Source organism: Serinibacter arcticus (assembly GCF_004786095.1).
GTDB classification, from domain to species: Bacteria; Actinomycetota; Actinomycetes; order Actinomycetales; family Beutenbergiaceae; genus Litorihabitans; species Litorihabitans arcticus.
Genome location: NZ_RHPJ01000003.1, coordinates 362787 through 382382, shown reverse-complemented (window position 1 = coordinate 382382; position 19596 = coordinate 362787). Strand labels below are relative to the sequence as shown.

Genomic DNA, 19596 nt, shown 5'->3' with positions numbered 1-19596 from the left:
GGCAGCAAGCGTGCCACTCTGGCACCATGAGCGCGTGTTCCCCACGCTGAACGCGCTCCTCGCGCACCGTCCGCTGGCCCTCCGACCGCTCGCCGGGCAGGCGCAGGACGGGGCGGACGCCACGCCCGTGACGTGGGCGCACAGCACCGATCTCGCCGACCCCACCCCGTTCCTCGAACCGGGATCGATCGTGCTCACCACCGGGGCCCAGCTGCCCGTGGACGCTGTCGACGGCGGTGCGACCGCCCCGGGGGACACGGTCGACGCCTACGTCGAACGCCTGCGCGACGCCGGCGTCCTCGCCCTCGGGTACGGCTCCGACGTCGTCCGCGGCTGCCCGCCCCCGGCCCTGGTGACCGCGTGCGACCGGATCGGCCTCCCGCTCTTCGAGGTTCCGTACGCGACACCGTTCGTCGCCGTCGCGGCGTGGGTCGCGCAGGAGCGCGCGCAGGCGGGACGCGCACGGGCGGACTGGGGCGTCCGGACGATGCGCGCCGTCACGTCAGCGGCCCACCGGCTCGACGGCCTCGCCGCGGCCCTGGCCACCTACGCCGAGCGGACCGTCACCGAGGTCGCGGTGGTGCAGGAGCACCGGGTGCGAGGCTGGGACGCGGCGGGACGGGCGCTCTCGCCCGCGGCGCTCGCGACGCCGGGCTGGGCGCTGGTGCGGCGGGAGGCCGACCGCCTGCTGCGCGACGGTCGACGTGCGGCCACCAGCCAGAGCCGGCCGGACGCGCACGTCACGTTCCAGACGCTCGGCCGCGCGGGCGACCTGCGGGGCGTCCTGGTCAGGGTCGGGACCGACGGGCCCGACGGCGTCGAGGCGGGCGTCCTGGGCGCCGCGTCCGCCCTGGCGGGACTCGCGCTCGAGCAGGACCACCGGGCGGCCCTCGCCCGTGACGAGGTGGCCTCCGCGGTCCTCGCCCTCGCGATCGGCGGCCACGCCGACGCCGTCCGCGCGGCGGCCCGCCGGCTCGGGACGCCGCTGCCGACGGCACCGGCCGTCGTCGTCCGCATCGTCGGACCGGCCGACAGGACGGCCGAGATCCGGTCGGCGCTGCGCCCCGTGCCGTGCTTCCACGCCGCGCACGGGGGCGAGGTCGTCGTGCTCGTCCCCGCCGGTGGCGTCGCCGCCGTCGCGGACGTCGTGGGCGTCGTGGACGCCGCAGCGGTCTCGGCCGGCGCCTCCGACCCCGCCGCCTGGGCGGACCTCCCGCGCGCCCACCGCGAGGCGGGCATCGCGGCCGCCGACGCAGCCCCCGGCGAGCTCCGCATGTTCTCCGACCTCGCGGGACGCCCGCTGGACTGGGTGGCGATGAGCGAGGGCTCGCGCGACGTCGCCCGCTCCCTGCTCTCCCCGCTGCGCGCCGCCCCCGACGGCCCGGCCGACCTGGAGCCCGCCCTGCGCGCCTGGCTCGCGGCCGGCTGCCAGTGGGATCCGGCCGCCCGCGAGCTCGGCGTCCACCGCCACACCCTGCGCCGCCTCGTCGAGCGCAGCGGCCGGCTGCTGGGTCGCGACCTGGCGACGATGGACGCCAGAGCCGAGGTCTGGTGGGCGCTGCGCGCCGTCGATCGCGCCCGGACGTCGTGACGTGAGGTGGCGCGACGACCGGTGACGCTCGTCACACGGGCGTCCGTTGCCGGGCGCCCGGAGCCAGGAGTACCTTCCTCAACGTAGGTAAGCAAACCCTTACGACCGTGACTCGTCCGGCCGCCACAGCCGCCGGAAGGATCCACCCGTGCTCGCCACCTTCCTCATCGGTCTGCGCGAAGGGCTCGAGGCCGCGCTGGTCGTCGGCATCCTCGTGGCGTACCTGCACCGGAGCGGGCGGGCGGCGATCCTCCCCCGACTCTGGGCCGGCGTGGCCCTCGCCGTGGTCGGATCCCTCGGTCTCGGCGCGATCCTCACCTTCGGCGCCTACGGCCTCAGCTTCCGCGCCCAGGAGGCGATCGGCGGGATCCTCTCGATCGTCACCGTCGCCCTCGTGACCTGGATGGTCTTCTGGATGGTGGGGGCGGCGCGCGGTCTCGCGGCCGATCTCCGGGCCGACGTCGACGCCGCGGTCGCGCGCTCCGCCTGGGGCCTGGTGACGATCGGGTTCATCTCGGTGGCGCGCGAGGGCATCGAGACGACCCTCTTCCTGTGGTCGACCGTGCGCTCGTTCGGCAACGGGCCGGGTGCGGTGCTCGGCGCCGTCGCCGGACTGCTCACCGCCGTCGCGCTCGGCTGGCTGATCTACCGCGGCATGGTTCGCATCGACCTCGGGATCTTCTTCCGCTGGACGGGCGCCGCGCTGGTCGTCGTCGCCGCGGGTGTCCTCGCCTACGGCGTGCACGACCTGCAGGAGGCCGCGATCCTGCCGGGACCGTTCACGTCCGCCGCGCCGATCGACCCGACCACCGGCGCGGTCGCCGTCGGCCTGCCGGGCCTCCCCTTCGGCTGGGCCTTCCAGATCCCGCACCTCGTCGCCCCCGACGGCGCCGTGGCCGCCCTCCTGAAGGGCACGATCGGCTTCACCCCCGAGATGACCTGGCTCGAGATCCTCGCCTGGGCCGCCTACCTGGCCGTCGTCGGCACGGCGTTCGTGCGCCGCGCGTTCCTCGGCCACGGCACCTCCCGTCCCACCACCGCCCCGGCCTCCGCCGCCTCGGAGCACCACGGATCAGCACACCAAGGAGCAGCATGACCTCCCGCACCACACCCCTCGTCGGCGCAGCGCTCCTCGTGCTCGTGACCAGCGCCTGCGTGCCGAACACCCCCACGTCCGGCGACGGTGCCCTCACCGTCAGCTCGACCGACGCCGGGTGCGACGTCAGCGCCGCGCAGGCGAGCAGCGGAACGCTGCAGTTCGAGGTCACCAACGACGGCGCGCAGGTGACGGAGTTCTACCTGATGGCCTCGGACGGCCTGCGCATCGTGGGCGAGGTGGAGAACATCGCACCGTCGGAGTCCCGCACGCTGACCGTGACCGCCCAGCCGGGCGACTACCTCACCATGTGCAAGCCGGGCATGGTGGGCGCCGGCGTCGGTTCGACCGCGTTCACCGTGAGCGGCGACCGCGTCGAGCTCACCGGTCCCGACGCCGAGCTGAAGCAGGACGCCGTCGACCTCTACGCGGCCTTCGTCAAGGACCAGGTCGCGCAGCTGCTGCCGGAGACCGAGGCCTTCGTGACCGCGTACACCGACGGCGACGACGAGACCGCGCGCACCGCGTTCCCGCAGGTGCGCGCGTACTACGAGCGGATCGAGCCCGTCGCCGAGGCGCTCGGCGACCTCGACCCGCGGATCGACTACCGCGAGGTCGACGCGGTCGCCGAGGGACTGGACTGGACCGGCTTCCACCGCATCGAGAAGGATCTGTGGGAGCCCGCGCCGGGCGCCCTCAACTCCGACGGCGAGACCGACGCGTTCCAGGACTGGGCGCCCTCGACCCCCGAGCAGCGAGCCGAGCTCGGCCGCCTGCTGGTGGCGGACGTGACCGAGCTGTACGACTACGTGCACTCCGACGACTTCACGGCCTTCCTCGAGGACCAGGGCGTCGACTGGATCTCCAACGGCGCGATCGGCCTGCTCGACGAGGTCGCCACGGGCAAGATCACGGGCGAGGAGGACTGGTGGTCGGGTACCGACCTGTGGGACTTCGCCGCCAACGTCGAGGGCTCCAAGATGGCGTTCTCGCTGGTCGAGGACCTCGCGATCGCGCAGGGCACCGACGGAGAGGAGCTCGCGGCGCAGATCGAGGACGGCTACACCGCGCTCGAGACCGCGCTGGCGCAGCACGGGTCGCTGACCGACGGGTTCGTCACCTACCCGGAGCTGACCGACGCGGACAAGAAGGAGCTCTCCGACCTCATCAACGCCCTGGCCGAGCCGCTGTCGCAGCTCACGACCACGGTCCTGGCCTGAGCGGCGCGGCGTGACCCCGGTGACTCCCGACGGCGCCGACCGCCCGGCGCCGTCGCGCCGCACCGCCCTCGGGCTCGGTGCGGCCGGCGTCGCGGCCGGGGCGATCGGCGCGACCCTCGGACGCCTGACCGCCCCGGCGCCCGGCCCCCTGCCCGTGGGAGGCGGCTCGCCGACCGGTGGTTCGACCGCGGGGGTCCACCCGTTCGTCGGTGAGCACCAGTCGGGCATCACGACGCCGGTGCAGGACCACCTCCACCTCGCGGCCTTCGACATGTCCTCGCGGGCCACGCGCGAGGATCTGGTCGCGCTGCTCCAGGAGTGGAGCTACGCGGCCTCGCGCCTGACGCAGGGGCTGGACGTCTCGGCGTCGGGCGCCGTGGCGGGACCGCTCACCGCGCCGCCGGACGACACGGGTGAGGCGCTCGGGCTGCCCGCCTCCTCGCTGACCATCACGATCGGCCTCGGTCCGACGCTGTTCGAGCTCGACGGTGTCGACCGGTTCGGCATCGCCGACCGCCGCCCGCCGGGGCTCGCCCCGCTGCCGCCGTTCCTCGGTGACGTGCTCAAGGCCGAGGCCTCGCACGGCGACCTGTGCGTGCAGGCGTGCGCCGACGACCCCCAGGTGGCCGTGCACGCCGTGCGCAACCTCAGCCGCATCGCGTTCGGCCGCGCGCACGTGCGGTGGTCGCAGATGGGCTTCGGTCGCACGTCCCGCACGACGGCGGACCAGGCGACGCCGCGCAACCTGTTCGGCTTCAAGGACGGCACCGCGAACGTGCTCGCCGACGACGACGCCGCGCTCGCGGAGTCCGTCTGGGTCGCGTCCGGGGACGAGCCGGCGTGGCTGACAGGCGGCTCCTACCTCGTCGCCCGCAAGATCGAGATGCTGATGGAGACCTGGGACAGGGTGCAGCTCGGCGAGCAGCAGACGATCGTCGGACGCGACAAGACGATCGGCGCCCCCCTCTCGGGCGGGACGGAGATGACGGCCCCGGACTTCGACGTCGAGGTCGACGGCGCCCCGGCGATCGACGTCGCCTCGCACGTCCGGCTCGCCCATCCCGACAACAACGGCGGCGCCCGGCTGCTCCGGCGCGGCTACAACTACGTCGACGGGTCGAACGCGCTCGGTCGGCTCGACGCCGGCCTGTTCTTCCTGGCCTACGTGCGCGACCTGGAGCAGTTCGTCACGGTGCAGCGCACGCTCTCGACCGACCTGCTGAACGAGTACGTGCGGCACATCGGCTCCGCCACGTTCGCGATCCCTCCGGGGGCGAGGGTCGGCGGCTTCGTCGGCGAGACGCTCTTCGCCTGAACCGCGGGGCCACGGCCTGCCAGACTCACCCCGTGACGACTCCCCTCCCCACGCCCTGGCAGCGCACAGCGACGCGCGAGGTCTACGCCAACCGCTGGATCCGCGTCATCGAGGACGACGTCGTCGCACCGGACGGCAGACCCGGGATCTACGGCGTGGTCGAGGTCCGGTCCCCCGCCGTGTTCGTCGTGGCGCTCGACGACGGCGACCGCGTGCTCCTGGTCCGCGCGCACCGCTACACCACGGGTGCGGGCTGGGAGGTGCCGGCGGGGGGCACCGACGGCGACGACCCGATCACGGCCGGTCGGCGCGAGCTGCTCGAGGAGGCCGGGGCGACGGGCGGCCGCTGGCGCGTCGCCGGCGAGGTGGACTCCCTCAACGGGGTCTGTCGGGCGCCCGGCACCGTCGTGGTCGCCGAGGGGGTGCGGCACGACGGCAGCCTCGGTCACGACGCGCGCGCCGAGGGCATCACCGAGGTGCGCGCGGTGGAGTGGTCGGACATCGGCGACCTGGTCGCCTCGGGCACGATGCGCGACGGCGAGAGCCTCGCCGCGCTCACGCTCGCCGCGATGGCGCTGGGACGCTGGGGCTGACGATGTGACGCGGACCTCACGCAGACTTCCTTGCTCAACATCATCAAGCAGTTCTTCTTCTTTTAGAACCGGCTCATTCGGCGCAGAAGAACCCTAGGTTCGTCCTTTCTTTTTGTTTTGATGCTTCCTAGTATCCAGTTATCACAACCTGTGATTGACCCCGCGATACGGGGATCTAAGGAGCTTCCATGCGAAGCACGCCTGTCCGCATCACCCGACCGCCCAAGCGGTCCCTCCTCCTCCGAGCGACGGGCGCCGCTTCCGCGCTCCTCATCGCATCGATCGGCATCACCCTGGGGACGTCCCCAGCCGTGGCCATCGGCACGACCGTGGGGCTCGGAACCGCCGACCCCTACTCCGTCCTGGCCGGCTCGGCGGTGACCAACACCGGTCCCAGCGTGCTCGCCGGTGGCGTCGGAGTCAGCCCCCAGAGCAGCCTCACCGGATTTCCGCCGGGGATCGTGCTGGGAGCCGTCCACGTGGCCGACGCTGCTGCGCTGCAGGCCCAGGCCGATCTCGTCCTCGCCTACGACGACGCCGCGGGTCAGGCGTCGGACGCCGCCATCTCGGCCGACATCGGTGGCCAGACCCTGGCCCCGGGCGTCTACACGGCCGCGAGCTCGACGGTGATCACCGGCACCCTCACCCTGGACGCGGGCGGCGACCCCGACGCGGTCTTCATCTTCCAGATCGGCTCGGGACTGACGACCGCGTCCGGCAGCACGGTGTCTCTGGTCGACGGAGCCCAGGCGTGCCACGTGTTCTGGCAGATCGGCAGCTCGGCGACGCTCGGGTCGTCCACGACGTTCGTCGGCACCATCATGGCGCTGACCTCGATCAGCACGACCTCGGGCACGACGGTCCAGGGCCGCGCCCTCGCGCGGAACGGAGCCGTCACGCTCGACTCGACGGTGTTCACGGACGCGTCGTGCGCCGACGAGGAACCGACCGAGCCTCCGGTCGACCCCAGCCCGCCGGTCGACCCCAGCCCTCCCGTCGATCCCAGCCCTCCCGTCGATCCCAGCCCTCCCGTCGAGCCGAGCCCGCCCCCGAGCGACGGACCGACACCTCCTCCGTCAGAGGGGCCGCCGCCGTCGGACGGGCCGACCCCGCCGCCCTCGGGCGGTATCACGCCGCCGCCGTCCGGTCCGCCGTCCGACGCGACCTCGCCCCCGTCGAGCTCCGGCACGCGACCTCCCGCCAGCCCACCGGCGGACTCCCGCACGCCCCGGGGCAGCCGCGGCGGCGACCTCGCGGAGACGGGTGCCGACGACGGCCTCCTCGCCCTGGGGGCCGGCAGCGTCGCGCTCGTCCTCGCGGGGACGGCCACCGTGCTGTGGCGTCGCCGGACCCGGAGCCTCGCCCACCCGGACGGCTCGGGTCACGGTCGCTGACGCGACCCGGGACGCGACCGGGAGCGGGTAGCTCCACGACCCCGACGCGACATCCCTGACGGACGACGACGGCGCCCCCCACCTCCGAGGAGGTGGGGGGCGCCGTCGGTGCTACGGGTGGGGCCTGAGGATCAGGCGCCGGTCAGCTTCTCGCGCAGAGCGGCGAGGGCCTCGTCGGACGCGAGCGTGCCGCTCGGGCCGGACGGCGTCGAGGAGTAGCTCGACGACGCGGAGGACTCGCTGGACGAGGACGACGAGGAGGACGAGCTGCTGCTGCTGCTCGTCGCCTCGGCCGGAGCCTCGGCGTCGGCCTCGATCGCGCTGGCGACCTGCTTCTTGTGGGCCTCCCAGCGCGACTGGGCCTCGGCGTACTGCCGCTCCCACTCCTCACGCTGCGTGTCGAAGCCCTCGAGCCACTCGTTGGTCTCGGAGTCGAAGCCCTCCGGGTACTTGTAGTTCCCGGCCTCGTCGTACTCGGCCGCCATCCCGTAGAGGCTGGGGTCGAAGTCGTCCGACGCGGGGTCGACGCCCTCGTTGGCCTGCTTCAGCGACAGCGAGATGCGGCGACGCTCGAGGTCGATGTCGATGACCTTGACGAAGACCTCCTCGCCGACCTTCGCGACCTGCTCGGGAAGCTCCACGTGGCGCACGGCCAGCTCGGAGATGTGGACGAGGCCCTCGATGCCGTCCTCGACGCGCACGAACGCACCGAACGGAACGAGCTTGGTGACCTTGCCGGGCACGACCTGGCCGATGGCGTGGGTCCGAGCGAACTGCTGCCACGGGTCCTCCTGCGTCGCCTTGAGCGACAGCGAGACGCGCTCGCGGTCGAGCTCGACGTCGAGAACCTCGACCGTGACCTCCTGGCCGACCTCGACGACCTCGGAGGGGTGGTCGATGTGCTTCCAGGACAGCTCCGAGACGTGGACGAGACCATCGACGCCGCCGAGGTCCACGAACGCACCGAAGTTCACGATCGACGACACGACACCCGGGCGAACCTGGCCCTTGGCGAGCGTCGACAGGAAGGTCGAGCGGACCTCGGACTGGGTCTGCTCGAGCCAGGCCCGACGCGACAGGACGACGTTGTTGCGGTTCTTGTCGAGCTCGATGATCTTGGCCTCGATCTCCTTGCCGACGTACGGCTGGAGGTCGCGGACGCGACGCATCTCGACCAGCGACGCGGGCAGGAAGCCGCGCAGGCCGATGTCGAGGATGAGGCCGCCCTTGACGACCTCGATGACGGTGCCGGTGACGACGCCGTCCTCCTCCTTGATCTTCTCGATCGTGCCCCAGGCGCGCTCGTACTGCGCGCGCTTCTTGGACAGGAGAAGACGTCCCTCCTTGTCCTCCTTCTGGAGGACCAGAGCCTCGACGATCTCGCCGACGGACACAACCTCTTCGGGGTCGACGTCGTGCTTGATCGAGAGCTCGCGGGAGAGGATGACCCCCTCCGTCTTGTAACCGATGTCAAGGAGGACCTCGTCGCGGTCGACCTTGACGATGGTGCCCTCGACGATGTCGCCGTCGTTGAAGTACTTGATCGTGGCGTCGACTGCGGCGAGGAAGTCCTCGGCGGAACCGATGTCGTTGATCGCGACCTGCGGGACAGCCGGGGCGGGGGTGGAGATGGTCATGTAGGAGAGACTCCGTTGCGGACAAGGATCGAATGGACAGGTGCGTCACCCACCCGGTGGTGGGGAACGGACACCGGCACGCTCGACGGTCCTGACCGAGCACGTGTCGGCACGGGAGCGGACACGAGGGCACGGGAGGGCGCGCGAGCAGCAGGCGCCGACGTCCATCCTAGCCGGGTAGCCGCGCGTGTGCCACCACCGCGGGCCGGGGAGCGGACGGAGGAGCGCCGACACGTGCCGCCCGGTGTCGGCGCCCGTCGCTCAGCTGATCGCCAGGTCCAGGTTCGCCCCGGGGATCGCCGCGAGCAGCGCCTGCGTGTAGGGCTGCTGCGGTGCGTCGAACACGTCGTCGGTCCGCCCCTGCTCCACGACGGCGCCCTTCTCCATCACCACGACCTGGTCGGCGATCTGGCGCACGACCGCGAGGTCGTGGGAGATGAACAGGTAGCTGAGGTCGAGCTGCGACTGCAGCTCGGCGAGCAGGTGCAGGATCTGCGCCTGCACCACGACGTCGAGCGCCGAGACCGCCTCGTCGCAGACCACCACGTCGGGGTTGAGCGCGAGGGCCCGCGCGATCGCGACGCGCTGGCGCTGACCGCCGGACAGCTCCGAGGGGTAGCGCCGCAGCACGTCCTCCGGCAGCGCCACCTGCTCGAGCAGCTCGCGCACGCGCGCCCGCCGCTGCGTGACCGACCCGACGCCGTGCGCGCGCAGCGGCTCCTCGATCGTCCGAGCGATCGTGAACAGCGGGTCCAGCGAGGAGTACGGGTCCTGGAAGATCGGCTGCACCCGACGGCGGAACGCGACCTCCTCGGCCTGCGACCTCGCCCCGACGGTCAGCCCGTCGAGCTCGACCGAGCCCGACGTGGGCGGCAGGAGGTCCAGCACCATGCGCGCCACGGTCGACTTCCCCGACCCCGACTCCCCCACGATGCCGAGCGTCTGACCGCGCGGCAGGTCGAAGGACACGTCGTCGACGGCGACCACGTCGGGCCGACGACGCAGCCCGCGCCGCGCGCCGGGGAACACCTTGCGCAGGTGGGAGGCGCGGATGACGGGCGCAGCCTCGGTGCCCACGGCCTCCCCCACCTCGCCGACCTCGGTCACCTCGGTCGGCGCGAGCAGGTCGTCCGCCACGGCGTCGAGCTGTCCGGTGCTGCGGGCGATCTGGATGCGGCGAGAGGCGAGCGACGGCGCGGCGGCCAGCAGCCGCTTCGTGTACTCGTGCTGCGGGTCCCGCAGGATCTCGCGCGCCGACCCGTGCTCCACGAGCTCGCCGCGGTACATGACGAGCAGGTGCGACGCACGCTCCGCCGCGAGACCGAGGTCGTGCGTGATGAGCAGGACCGAGGTGCCGCGCGAGGTCGTCAGGTCGGCGAGCTTGTCGAGGATGACGCGCTGGACCGTGACGTCCAGGGCCGACGTCGGCTCGTCCGCCACCAGGAGCGCGGGCGAACCGGCGAGCCCCATCGCGATGAGCGCGCGCTGACGCATGCCGCCCGAGAACTCGTGCGGGTAGGAGCCCATGCGGCTCTCGGCGTCGCTCAGGCCGACCTCGACCAGCAGGTCGCGCGCCCGCTCCTTCGCGCCGCGGCCGCGGGCGACGCCCGTCCCCTCGAGCGTCTCCACGACCTGGCTGCCGACCGTGGCGACCGGGTTCAGGTTGGTCATGGGGTCCTGCGGCACGAGGCCGAGCACCCGACCCCGCATGCGCTGGAGCTCGGCGCGCGAGAGTCCGACGACGTCGCGGCCGGAGATCTCGACGGAGCCCGCGGTGACTCGACCGTTGCCCGGCAGGAGCCCGAGCACCGCCGTCGCCACCGTCGTCTTGCCCGAGCCGGACTCCCCCACGATGGCGACCGTCTGGCCCGCCAGCACGTCGAAGGAGACGTTCCGGGCGGCGACGACGGGACCCTGCTCGGTCGTGAACGTGACCTCGAGGTCACGCACGCGCAGCAGGACCTCGCCCGACGCGGTGCCTGTGACGCCCGCGGTGGTGCTCGGAGTCTCTGTGGTGTCTGTCGTGCCGGCCATGTCAGCCCTTCCTCGAGCGCGGGTCGAGCGCCTCGCGCATCGACTCGCCCAGCAGCGTGAAGCCGAGCGCCGTGATGGAGATGCACAGGCCCGGGTAGATCGCGAGCTGCGGTGCGATCGCCAGCTCGTTCTGCGCCTGGGTGAGCATGCGTCCCCACTCCGCGGTGGTCGGACGACCGCCGCCGAGGCCGAGGAACGACAGCGCCGCCGCCTCGATGACCGCCGTGGCCAGCACGAGCGTCGCCTGCACGATCACCGGACCGAGGCTGTTGGGCAGCACGTGCGACATCGTCACCGTGCCGCGGCTGAGCCCGAGCGAGCGGGCCGCCAGAACGTAGTCCTGACCCTTCTGCGCCAGCATCGAGCCGCGCAGGAGTCTGGCGAAGATGGGGATCTGGACCACCCCGATCGCGAGGATCACCGCGAACGGTCGCTGACCGGCCACGGCCGCGATCGACACCGCCAGCAGCAGCGACGGCACGGCGAGCATGAGGTCGACCAGGCGCATCACGCCGGAGTCGACCCAGCCGCCGAACGAGCCGGCGAGCAGCCCGAGCAGCAGACCGCCCACCAGGCCGATGAGCGTCGAGGCGACGCCGATGATCAGCGAGGCGCGCGCGCCCCAGATGAGCTTGCTCAGCACGTCGCCGCCGAAGCGGTCGAGCCCGAGCGGGAACTCGGCCGACGGTCCGGGGATCGCCGTCGGACGGATCAGGTCGCGGCCCGGGGTGGCGTCGCCGGCGTACGGCGCGAGCCACGGTGCGGCGATCGCGACGACGAGGAAGATCGCGACGATGACGGCACCGATGATCGCGACGGGGTTGCGTCGCAGCCGGCGGAAGGCCAGGCGCCAGACGCTCGCCCCGGCGTCGTCCTTGGCACGATCGCCGCGACCGCCGCGACCGCCGCGACGGAACAGGCCGCCAGTCCGGGACCGGTCGCCGTCGGAGCCTCGCTCGGCCAGGACGGGCGGCTGCGCCAGCCCGGAGCCGGAAGCCTCGTCGGGCTCGGGGCTGGGGGGAAGGACGGCGGTCATGAGCGAGCTCGCATCCGGGGGTCGATGAGGCCGTAGGAGATGTCGACCAGGAGGTTGACCAGGGCGTAGACGATCGCGATCGCGAGGATGAACCCCTGCAGGACCGGGTAGTCGCTGGAGGAGATCGCCTGGTAGAGGAAGCTGCCGATGCCGGGGAAGGAGAACACCGTCTCGGTCAGCACCGCGCCGGACAGCAGCAGTCCGACCTGGAGGCCGATCGTGGTCGCGACGGGCAGCATGGCGTTGCGCAGGATGACGCGGTTGCGCAGGCGGCCGGGGCGCAGGCCCTTGGCGCGGGCCGTACGCACGTAGTCGGCGCCCTGCACCTCCATCACGGACGCGCGGGTCATGCGCGCGATGATCGCGAGCGGGATCGAGCCCAGCGCGATCGCCGGCAGCACGAGGTGGAGGATCGCGTCCCAGCTGGCGTCGAGCTCACCGGTGAGCAGCCCGTCCAGCACGTAGAGGTTGGTGGGGTTGGTCGCGTTGATGTCGACGGAGGCGCGCCCCGTCGTGGCGAACCAGCCCAGCTTGACCGCGAACACGTACTTGAGGATGAACGCGAGGAAGAAGACGGGGACCGTCACGCCGATCAGCGAGACCACCACGGAGGTGTGGTCCACGATCGTGCCGCGACGCCGCGCGGCGACGTAGCCGAGCGGGATGGCGACGACGACGGCGAACAGCAGCGCCGCGAGGCTGAGCTCGAGCGTCGCGGGGAACCGGTCGATGAACTCCTCCAGCACGGGCCGGCGCGTGCGGATGGAGGTGCCGAAGTCGCCCTGGAGCAGGCGACCGACGTAGGTGAAGTACTGCTCGAGCAGGGGGCGGTCGAAGCCGTACAGGCGGTTGATGTCCGCGACGGCCTCGGGGGTGGCACGCTCACCCAGGAGGGCGACGGCGGGGCCGCCGGGGAGGGCGCGCACCCAGAAGAACAGCAGGATCGTCAGACCGATCAGGGTGGGCACCAGCTGCGCCAGGCGGCGCACGATGAGCATCAGCACAAGGGATCTCTCGCAGGTCGTGGGTGGACCCGGTGCCCGCGCCGTGCGGCGCGGGCACCGGGTCCTCCGGTTCTCGGGCGGATCAGTCCGTCAGCGTGATGACGTTGTAGACCTCGTCCTGGACCGGCGATGCCGGGTAGTTCTCGACGCCGGGGCGGAACGCGAGCGACGGCACCGGGTGCGCGATCGGGATACCGGGGAGGTTCTCCATGATCTGGACGTTGGCCTCCTCGTACAGCGACGTCTGCTCGGCCTCGTCGGTGGCCACGCGGGCCGTCGACAGCGACTCGAAGAGCGCCGGGTCGTCGAAGCCCCACTCGTTCGACTGCGCCCCGAAGAAGACGCCGATGAAGTTGTAGGTGTCGTTGTAGTCACCCGTCCAGCCCAGGAGGTGCAGCCCGTGGTCGGCGCCGCCCTGGATGCGGTCGAGATAGTCGGGGCTCCACGGCAGCGGCGTCGCCTCGACCGTGATGCCGACCTCCTCGAGGTCGGCGGCGATGCGCTCGAAGACCTGCTCGGGCGTCGGCATGTACGGACGCGAGACGTTCGTCGGGTAGGTGAAGTTGAGCGTCAGGTCGCTCACGCCCGCCTCGGCCAGCAGCGAGCGGGCCTCGTCCTGGTCGAAGTCGTACGTGGGGACGTCGTCGCTGTGACCGCGGACCGACGGCGGCACGAAGTTCGTCGCGACGAGCGTGCCCTCGGGGAGGGTGGCCGCGACCAGGGCGTCCTTGTCGATCGCGTGCGCGATGGCCTGGCGCACGCGGATGTCCGCGAGCTCCGGGACGGCCTGGTTCATGCCGAGGTACAGGACGTTGAACGGGTCGCGGTTCTCGATCGTGTAGCCGGCGTCCTCCAGCGCGACGACGTCGGCGGGGCCGACCAGGTCGTAGCCGTCGATGTCACCGGCCTCGAGGGCCTGGCGTCGCGCGGTGGCGTCGGAGATGACCGGGAAGATGACGGTCGTGATCTGACCCTGCTCGCCCCAGTACTCGGTGTTGGCCGCCAGCGTGACGTTCTCGCCGGGGCTCCACGACTCGAACGTGAACGGCCCGGTGCCGGTCGGGTGATCCGTGGCGTACTCGGGAAGAGTGGGAGCGTCCTCGGAGCCACCGACCTCGTCGGCGCCGTACTCGGCCAGCGCCGTCGGCGACTGCATCGAGAAGGCGGGGAGGCTGAGGGCGGCGACCAGTTCGGGGAGCGGCGAGCTCAGGGTGATGACGGCCGTGGCGTCGTCGGGCGCCTCGCAGGACGCGTACTTGCCCGCACCCTCGTAGCCGCCGTTGACCTTGCCCCAGTAGTAGGACATGGACTCCGACGCCGCGATGCCGGTGAACCCGTCCCACCGGTCGAAGTTGAAGCAGACCGCGTCGCCGTTGAACGGCGTGCCGTCGTGGAAGCTCACGCCCTCCTTGAGCTGGAAGGTGTACTCGAGACCGTCGTCGCTGACGTCCCAGCTCTCGGCCAGCAGGGGGGCGGGGTCGGCCGTGCCGGGCTCGACGCCCACGAGGCCCTCGAACATCTGGCGCGCGACCCTGAATGACTCGCCGTCGCTGGCGAACGCGGGGTCGAGCGAGGCCGGGTCCGAGGACGAGGCGAACGTGAAGGTGGTGGGGCCGGCGGCCTCACCGGTCTCGCTGGACGTGCCGGAGCCGCCCTCGCTGCTGGAGCCGTCGGATCCGCCCTCGCCCCGCTCCGAGGAGCAACCCGCCAGGACGAGCGACGACGCCGCCAGCCCCACGACGGCCATGTGCAGTTTTCTCATGCGTTCCTCCAGTGCTGTGGGTGACGGGTGTCACGCCCACGTGAACCCTAGGAGGTCACCATGAACATCATGTAAAGGTCAAGGTTGCGGACGTTGCGAAACGATGACGAAGCGACGTTGAACCGGGTCAGAACGTCGGTGTTCGGCTGATTCCCGACGTCGTCACGCCAGCGCGCGCGCCACGTCCAGCAGGTCGTGCGGCACGTGCTTGACCTTGCCCGCGACCTCCTCGAGCGGAACGAGCACCACCTCGCCGTCGCGGATCGCCGTCATCACGCCGGTCTCGCCGCGCGTGACGGCGTCGATCGCCGCGACACCGAAGCGCGAGCCGAGGATGCGGTCGGCCGGCGTGGGCGTGCCACCCCGCTGGATGTGGCCCAGGACCGTGACCCGGGTGTCGAAGCCCGTGCGCTGCTCGATCTCGTGCTTGAGCCGATCGCTGATGCCGCCGGCGACGATCTGCCCGAACCGACCGACCTGCATCTCGTAGTCCATCGAGGTGCCCTCGGCCGGTGTCGCGCCCTCGGCGACCACGATGATCGAGAACGAGGCGTGCGCGCGGTGGCGGTGCTTGAGGAAGCGCACCACGCGCTCGATGTCGAACGGCTGCTCGGGCGCCAGCACGATCTCGGCTCCGCCGGCGATGCCGGACGTCGCGGCGATCCAGCCGGCCGAGCGCCCCATGACCTCGACGATCATGACGCGGTTGTGGGACTCCGCCGTCGTGTGGATCCGGTCGATCGCCTCGGTCGCGATGGTCACGGCCGTGTCGAAGCCGATCGAGGACTCGGTCCCCCACACGTCGTTGTCGATGGTCTTGGGGATCGCCACGATCTTGACCCCGGCCTCGGCGATCTTGCTCGCAGCGTGCAGCGTCCCGTCGCCACCGATGCAGATGAGCGCGTCGATGTGCTCGTTCTCGATGGTCGCCAGGACGCTCTCGAGACCGCCCTCGGTCGCATGCGGGTGGAACCGCGCCGTGCCCAGCAGCGTGCCGCCGATCGGCAGCACGTTGCGGATGTCCTGCCGCGTCAGGGGCTGGACGTCGCCCTCGGCGACGCCCTTCCAACCGTTGCGGAACCCCACGATGTGGTGGCCGTGCTCCCCCACCCCACGCTTGACGACGGCGCGGATCGCGGCGTTCAGGCCGGGGACGTCGCCGCCTCCGGTGAGCAGTCCTACTCGCATGCGGGGTGATCTCCTCGGGGCCGGGGCGTGGCGATTCGGCGAGCTCCAGCGGCTCGCCCACGTCAGACTATCTCCGGGCCGGACGGCCCCTCCCGCCAAACGTCCTGGACGGAGCGTGACCGGATGACGAACGACAGGTGGCCGACCGGCGAGCCGCCCCTGCCCTCGCTCGCGGAGGCGGGCTACGGGCCCGCGCACCACGACGGCAGCGCGACGGCGCGACGCTGGTGGGACGCCGAGGCCGCCGACTACCTCGCCGAGCACGCCGGAGCCCTCGGCGACGTGTCCTTCACGTGGGGTCCGGAGGGCCTGACCGAGGCCGACGCCGGCGCGCTCGGCGATCTCACCGGCGCGCGGGTGCTGGAGGTGGGCGCCGGCAGCGCGCCGTGTGCGCGCTGGCTGCACCGCGAGGGTGTCGACGTGGTCGCGACGGACCTGTCGCACGCCATGCTTCGGGCGGGTCTCGAGGCGAACCGACGCACCGGCGTCGCCGTGCCGCTCGTGCAGGCGGACGCGCTCGCGCTGCCGTTCGCGGCGGGGTCGTTCGACGTCGTGTTCACCTCCTACGGCGTCGTCCCGTTCGTGGCCGACGCCGCGGCGCTGCACCGCGAGATCGCCAGGGTGCTGCGTCCGGGCGGGCGGTGGGCGTTCTCCACCACGCACCCGGTGCGGTGGGCCTTCCCCGACGACCCCGGACCCGGTGGGCTGACCGCGACCCGGTCCTACTTCGACGCCGACCCCTACCGCGAGCTCGACGCCGACGGCGGCGTCGTCTACGCCGAGTACCACCGGACGCTCGCCCAGCACGTCGCGGACGTGACGGCGGCGGGGCTGCGGATCACGCGCCTCGTCGAGCCGACGTGGCAGCCGGGCCGGGAGACCTGGGGCGGGTGGAGCGAGCTGCGCGCCCGGCACCTGCCGGGCACCCTGCTGCTCGTGACCGAGCGCGAGGGTTGAGCGCAAGCGCGGGCGAGCGGGGGCGGCCGGTCAGTGCCCGGCGTCGCGCCAGGAGCGGCCGAAGCCGACGCTGACGTCGAGCGGCACCTCGAGGTCCGCGGCGGCGGCCATCTGCTCGCGCACGAGCTCGGTGACCTCCTCGCGCTCCCCCGGGGCGACCTCGAGCACGAGCTCGTCGTGCACCTGCAGCAGCAGCCTCGATCCGAGGTCGCGGCGCTCGAGCTCGCTCGTGACGCCGATCATGGCGACCTTGACGATGTCGGCGGCCGAACCCTGGATGGGGGCGTTCAGCGCCATGCGCTCGGCCATCTCGCGCCGCTGCCGGTTGTCGCTCGTGAGGTCGGGCAGATAGCGACGGCGGCCGAGGATGGTCGAGGTCCAGCCCTCGCCCCGCGCCTCGTCCACGACGCCGGTGAGGTAGTCGCGCACACCGCCGAACCGCTCGAAGTAGTCGTCCATGAGGCCTTTGGCCTCACCCGCGCTGATGCTGAGCTGCTTGGACAGCCCGAACGCCGACAGCCCGTACGCGAGGCCGTAGGACATCGCCTTGATCTTGGCGCGCATGGCCGACGTGACCTCGGCCGGCTCGACGCGGAAGACGCGCGACCCGACGTAGCGGTGCAGGTCCTCGCCGGACTGGAACGCGTCGATGAGGCCCTCGTCCGAGGACAGGTGCGCCATGATGCGCATCTCGATCTGCGAGTAGTCGGCGGTCAGCAGACCCTCGTAGCCCTCGCCGACGACGAACCCCTCGCGGATGCGGTAGCCCTCGGCGGTGCGGATCGGGATGTTCTGGAGGTTCGGATCCGTGGAGGACAGCCGGCCGGTCGCGGCGACGGTCTGCTGGAACGTCGTGTGGATCCGGCCGTCGGGCGCGACCGACTTCAGCAGACCCTCGACCGTCTGGCGCAGTCGGATCGCCTCGCGGTGCGCGAGGAGGTTGCCCAGGAACGGGTGCTCCGTGCGGGCGAACAGGTCGGCCAGCGCATCGGCGTCGGTGGTCCAGCCGGTCTTCGTCTTGCGCGTCTTCGGCATGTCGAGCTCGACGAACAGGACCTCCTGGAGCTGCTTGGGAGACCCGAGGTTCACCTCGTGCCCGATCGCCTCGTACGCGCCGAGCGCGGCGCGCTCGACAGCGGCGTCGAACTCGCTCTCGAGACCGGAGAAGTACGGCACGTCGGCCGCGATGCCGGCGCGCTCCATGCCGACCAGGGTCGCCAGGACGGGCAGCTCGACCTGACCCATGAGGGCGGTCGCCCCGCGCGAGGCGAGGTCGGTGCGGAGCGGTTCGGCCAGCTCGTGCACCGCCACGGCGCGAGCCGCGGCGGCGCGGCCGCCGAAGGGATCGCCGTCGAGCCCGATGTCGAGCATGCCGTCGGCCGCGGCGTCCACGCCGCTGGGCAGCTCGCGCTGCAGGTAGCGCACGGCGAGGTCGCCGAGGTCGTACGTGCGCTGATCGGGATGGCACAGGTAGGCCGCGAGCAGCGTGTCGAGCGTGACGCCCGCCAGCGTGAGCCCGCGGCCCGAGAGCGCGTGCGACGTCGCCTTCGCGTCGTGCACCGCGATCGCCGCGGCCGGGTCCGCCAACCAGGCGCCCAGGGCGTCGAGGTCGGCGTTCTCCACGGTGGCGAGGTCGATCGCGACCGAGGTGCCGCCGTCGTCCGCGATGGCGACGGCCCACGCGTCACCGCCGCCCTGCACGGCCTTGCCCGCGACGTCGAGACCCAGCTCCTGACCGGCGCGCTCGGCGAGCCAGCCGCCCAGGGCACCGGGCGCGAGGTCGGTCACCGTGAGGGCGAGGTCCTCGACGTCCTCGGCGGCCGCCTCGTCCTCGGGGAGCATCTGGAGCAGGCGGTCGCGCAGGACGCGGAACTGCAGCGCGTCGAACACCTGGTGCACTGCCTCGCGGTCGATCGGCACGCGGGCCAGGTCGTCGAGCGTGAGCGCCGTCTCGACGTCGCGGAGCAGGCCGTTGATCTGGCGGTTCATGATCACCTGGGCGAGGTGGGTGCGCAGGCTCTCGCCCGCCTTGCCCGTGATCGCGTCGGCCGACGCCACGACGTTGTCGAGCCCGTCGTAGGTGGTGATCCACTTCGCGGCCGTCTTCGGCCCCACCCCGGGCACACCGGGCAGGTTGTCGCTCGTCTCCCCCACGAGTGCGGCGAGATCGGGGTAGCGCTGCGGCGGGACGCCGTACTTCTCCGAGACGGCGGCCGGCGTCATCCGAGCGAGGTCGGAGACGCCCTTGCGCGGGTAGAGGACCGTGACCTGGTCGGAGACGAGCTGGAACGTGTCGCGGTCGCCCGAGCAGACGAGCACCTCGGCGCCGCGCCGCTCGGCGTGGTCGGTGATCGTCGCAAGGATGTCGTCGGCCTCGATGCCGTCGATCCCCAGGTGCGGGATGTTCAACGCACCGAGCACCTCGTGGATGAGCGGCACCTGGCCGCGGAACTCCTCGGGCGAGGCGGAGCGCGTGCCCTTGTACGCGGCGTACTGCTCGGTGCGGAACGTGGGGCCCGAGCGGTCCCAGGCGACGAAGACGTGCGTCGGCTTCTCGTCGCGGATCAGGTTGATCAGCATCGAGGTGAAGCCGTACACCGCGTTCGTGGGCTGGCCGTCGGTGGTCGCGAAGTTCTCGACCGGCAGGGCGAAGAACGCCCGGTAGGCCATCGAGTGCCCGTCGATCAGGAGCAGCTTCGCCTCGTCGATCAGGTCGATCGAGGTGGTGGCCGGTGCGTCGAGGTCGTCGTGGTCGCTCACGGTGCCAGC

At 72.2% G+C, this 19596-nt stretch carries 14 protein-coding genes; 7 read left to right on the top strand and 7 right to left on the bottom strand.

Features of this window, described 5'->3' with window-relative positions:
- Positions 1-34: 34 nt before the first annotated feature.
- The 6 genes from SERN_RS10810 to SERN_RS10785 all read left to right on the top strand — a co-directional run bounded on the left by SERN_RS10810 (position 35) and on the right by SERN_RS10785 (position 7209).
- Positions 35-1591: a PucR family transcriptional regulator gene (locus tag SERN_RS10810; RefSeq protein ID WP_158292637.1), complete on the top strand. Its 1557-nt coding sequence runs from the start codon at positions 35-37 to the stop codon at positions 1589-1591.
- Positions 1592-1739: 148 nt separating this feature from the next.
- On the top strand, positions 1740-2687 hold the full coding sequence (gene efeU, locus SERN_RS10805) for an iron uptake transporter permease EfeU (protein WP_135850133.1): 948 nt from the start codon (positions 1740-1742) through the stop codon (positions 2685-2687).
- On the top strand, positions 2684-3907 hold the full coding sequence (efeO, locus tag SERN_RS10800) for an iron uptake system protein EfeO (RefSeq protein ID WP_135850132.1): 1224 nt from the start codon (positions 2684-2686) through the stop codon (positions 3905-3907). Before efeU ends, efeO begins: the two co-directional genes overlap by 4 nt.
- A gap of 10 nt (positions 3908-3917) precedes the next feature.
- Positions 3918-5222 (top strand): iron uptake transporter deferrochelatase/peroxidase subunit, encoded by a 1305-nt coding sequence (gene efeB / locus SERN_RS10795; RefSeq protein ID WP_135850131.1) that lies wholly within the window; start codon positions 3918-3920, stop codon positions 5220-5222.
- 32 nt (positions 5223-5254) lie between these two features.
- The gene (locus SERN_RS10790) at positions 5255-5815 is read left to right on the top strand and encodes an NUDIX domain-containing protein (RefSeq protein ID WP_135850130.1); all 561 of its coding nucleotides are present in this window, start codon (positions 5255-5257) and stop codon (positions 5813-5815) included.
- A gap of 188 nt (positions 5816-6003) precedes the next feature.
- Positions 6004-7209 carry an ice-binding family protein gene (locus SERN_RS10785; RefSeq protein ID WP_135850129.1) on the top strand — a complete coding sequence of 402 codons (1206 nt, stop codon included), beginning with the start codon at positions 6004-6006 and terminating at the stop codon, positions 7207-7209.
- Between the two features lie 131 nt (positions 7210-7340).
- On the opposite strand, the gene rpsA is transcribed toward SERN_RS10785, so the two are convergent.
- The 6 genes from rpsA to SERN_RS10755 form a co-directional block, all read right to left on the bottom strand.
- Positions 7341-8846: a 30S ribosomal protein S1 gene (gene rpsA / locus SERN_RS10780; protein WP_135850128.1), complete on the bottom strand. Its 1506-nt coding sequence runs from the start codon at positions 8844-8846 to the stop codon at positions 7341-7343.
- A 261-nt stretch (positions 8847-9107) separates the two neighbouring features.
- Entirely contained in the window at positions 9108-10880 is a 1773-nt protein-coding gene (locus SERN_RS10775) for a dipeptide ABC transporter ATP-binding protein (RefSeq protein ID WP_135850127.1), read from the bottom strand.
- A 1-nt stretch (position 10881) separates the two neighbouring features.
- Positions 10882-11916, bottom strand: a complete 1035-nt coding sequence (locus SERN_RS10770; protein ID WP_199241595.1) for an ABC transporter permease — start codon at positions 11914-11916, stop codon at positions 10882-10884.
- Positions 11913-12920, bottom strand: coding sequence for an ABC transporter permease (locus SERN_RS10765; protein WP_135850126.1), 1008 nt, complete (start codon positions 12918-12920; stop codon positions 11913-11915). Before SERN_RS10765 ends, SERN_RS10770 begins: the two co-directional genes overlap by 4 nt.
- Positions 12921-13002: 82 nt before the next feature.
- The gene (locus SERN_RS10760; protein ID WP_135850125.1) at positions 13003-14682 is read right to left on the bottom strand and encodes an ABC transporter substrate-binding protein; all 1680 of its coding nucleotides are present in this window, start codon (positions 14680-14682) and stop codon (positions 13003-13005) included.
- 162 nt (positions 14683-14844) lie between these two features.
- Positions 14845-15870: a 6-phosphofructokinase gene (locus SERN_RS10755; protein WP_135850124.1), complete on the bottom strand. Its 1026-nt coding sequence runs from the start codon at positions 15868-15870 to the stop codon at positions 14845-14847.
- A gap of 123 nt (positions 15871-15993) precedes the next feature.
- Here SERN_RS10755 and SERN_RS10750 point away from each other — a divergent pair, with 123 nt between their 5' ends.
- Positions 15994-16827 carry a class I SAM-dependent methyltransferase gene (locus SERN_RS10750; RefSeq protein WP_135850123.1) on the top strand — a complete coding sequence of 278 codons (834 nt, stop codon included), beginning with the start codon at positions 15994-15996 and terminating at the stop codon, positions 16825-16827.
- Positions 16828-16857: 30 nt separating this feature from the next.
- Here SERN_RS10750 and polA read toward each other — a convergent pair whose 3' ends face one another.
- On the bottom strand, positions 16858-19587 hold the full coding sequence (gene polA / locus SERN_RS10745; RefSeq protein WP_408640867.1) for a DNA polymerase I: 2730 nt from the start codon (positions 19585-19587) through the stop codon (positions 16858-16860).
- Between the last annotated feature and the right edge of the window lie 9 nt (positions 19588-19596).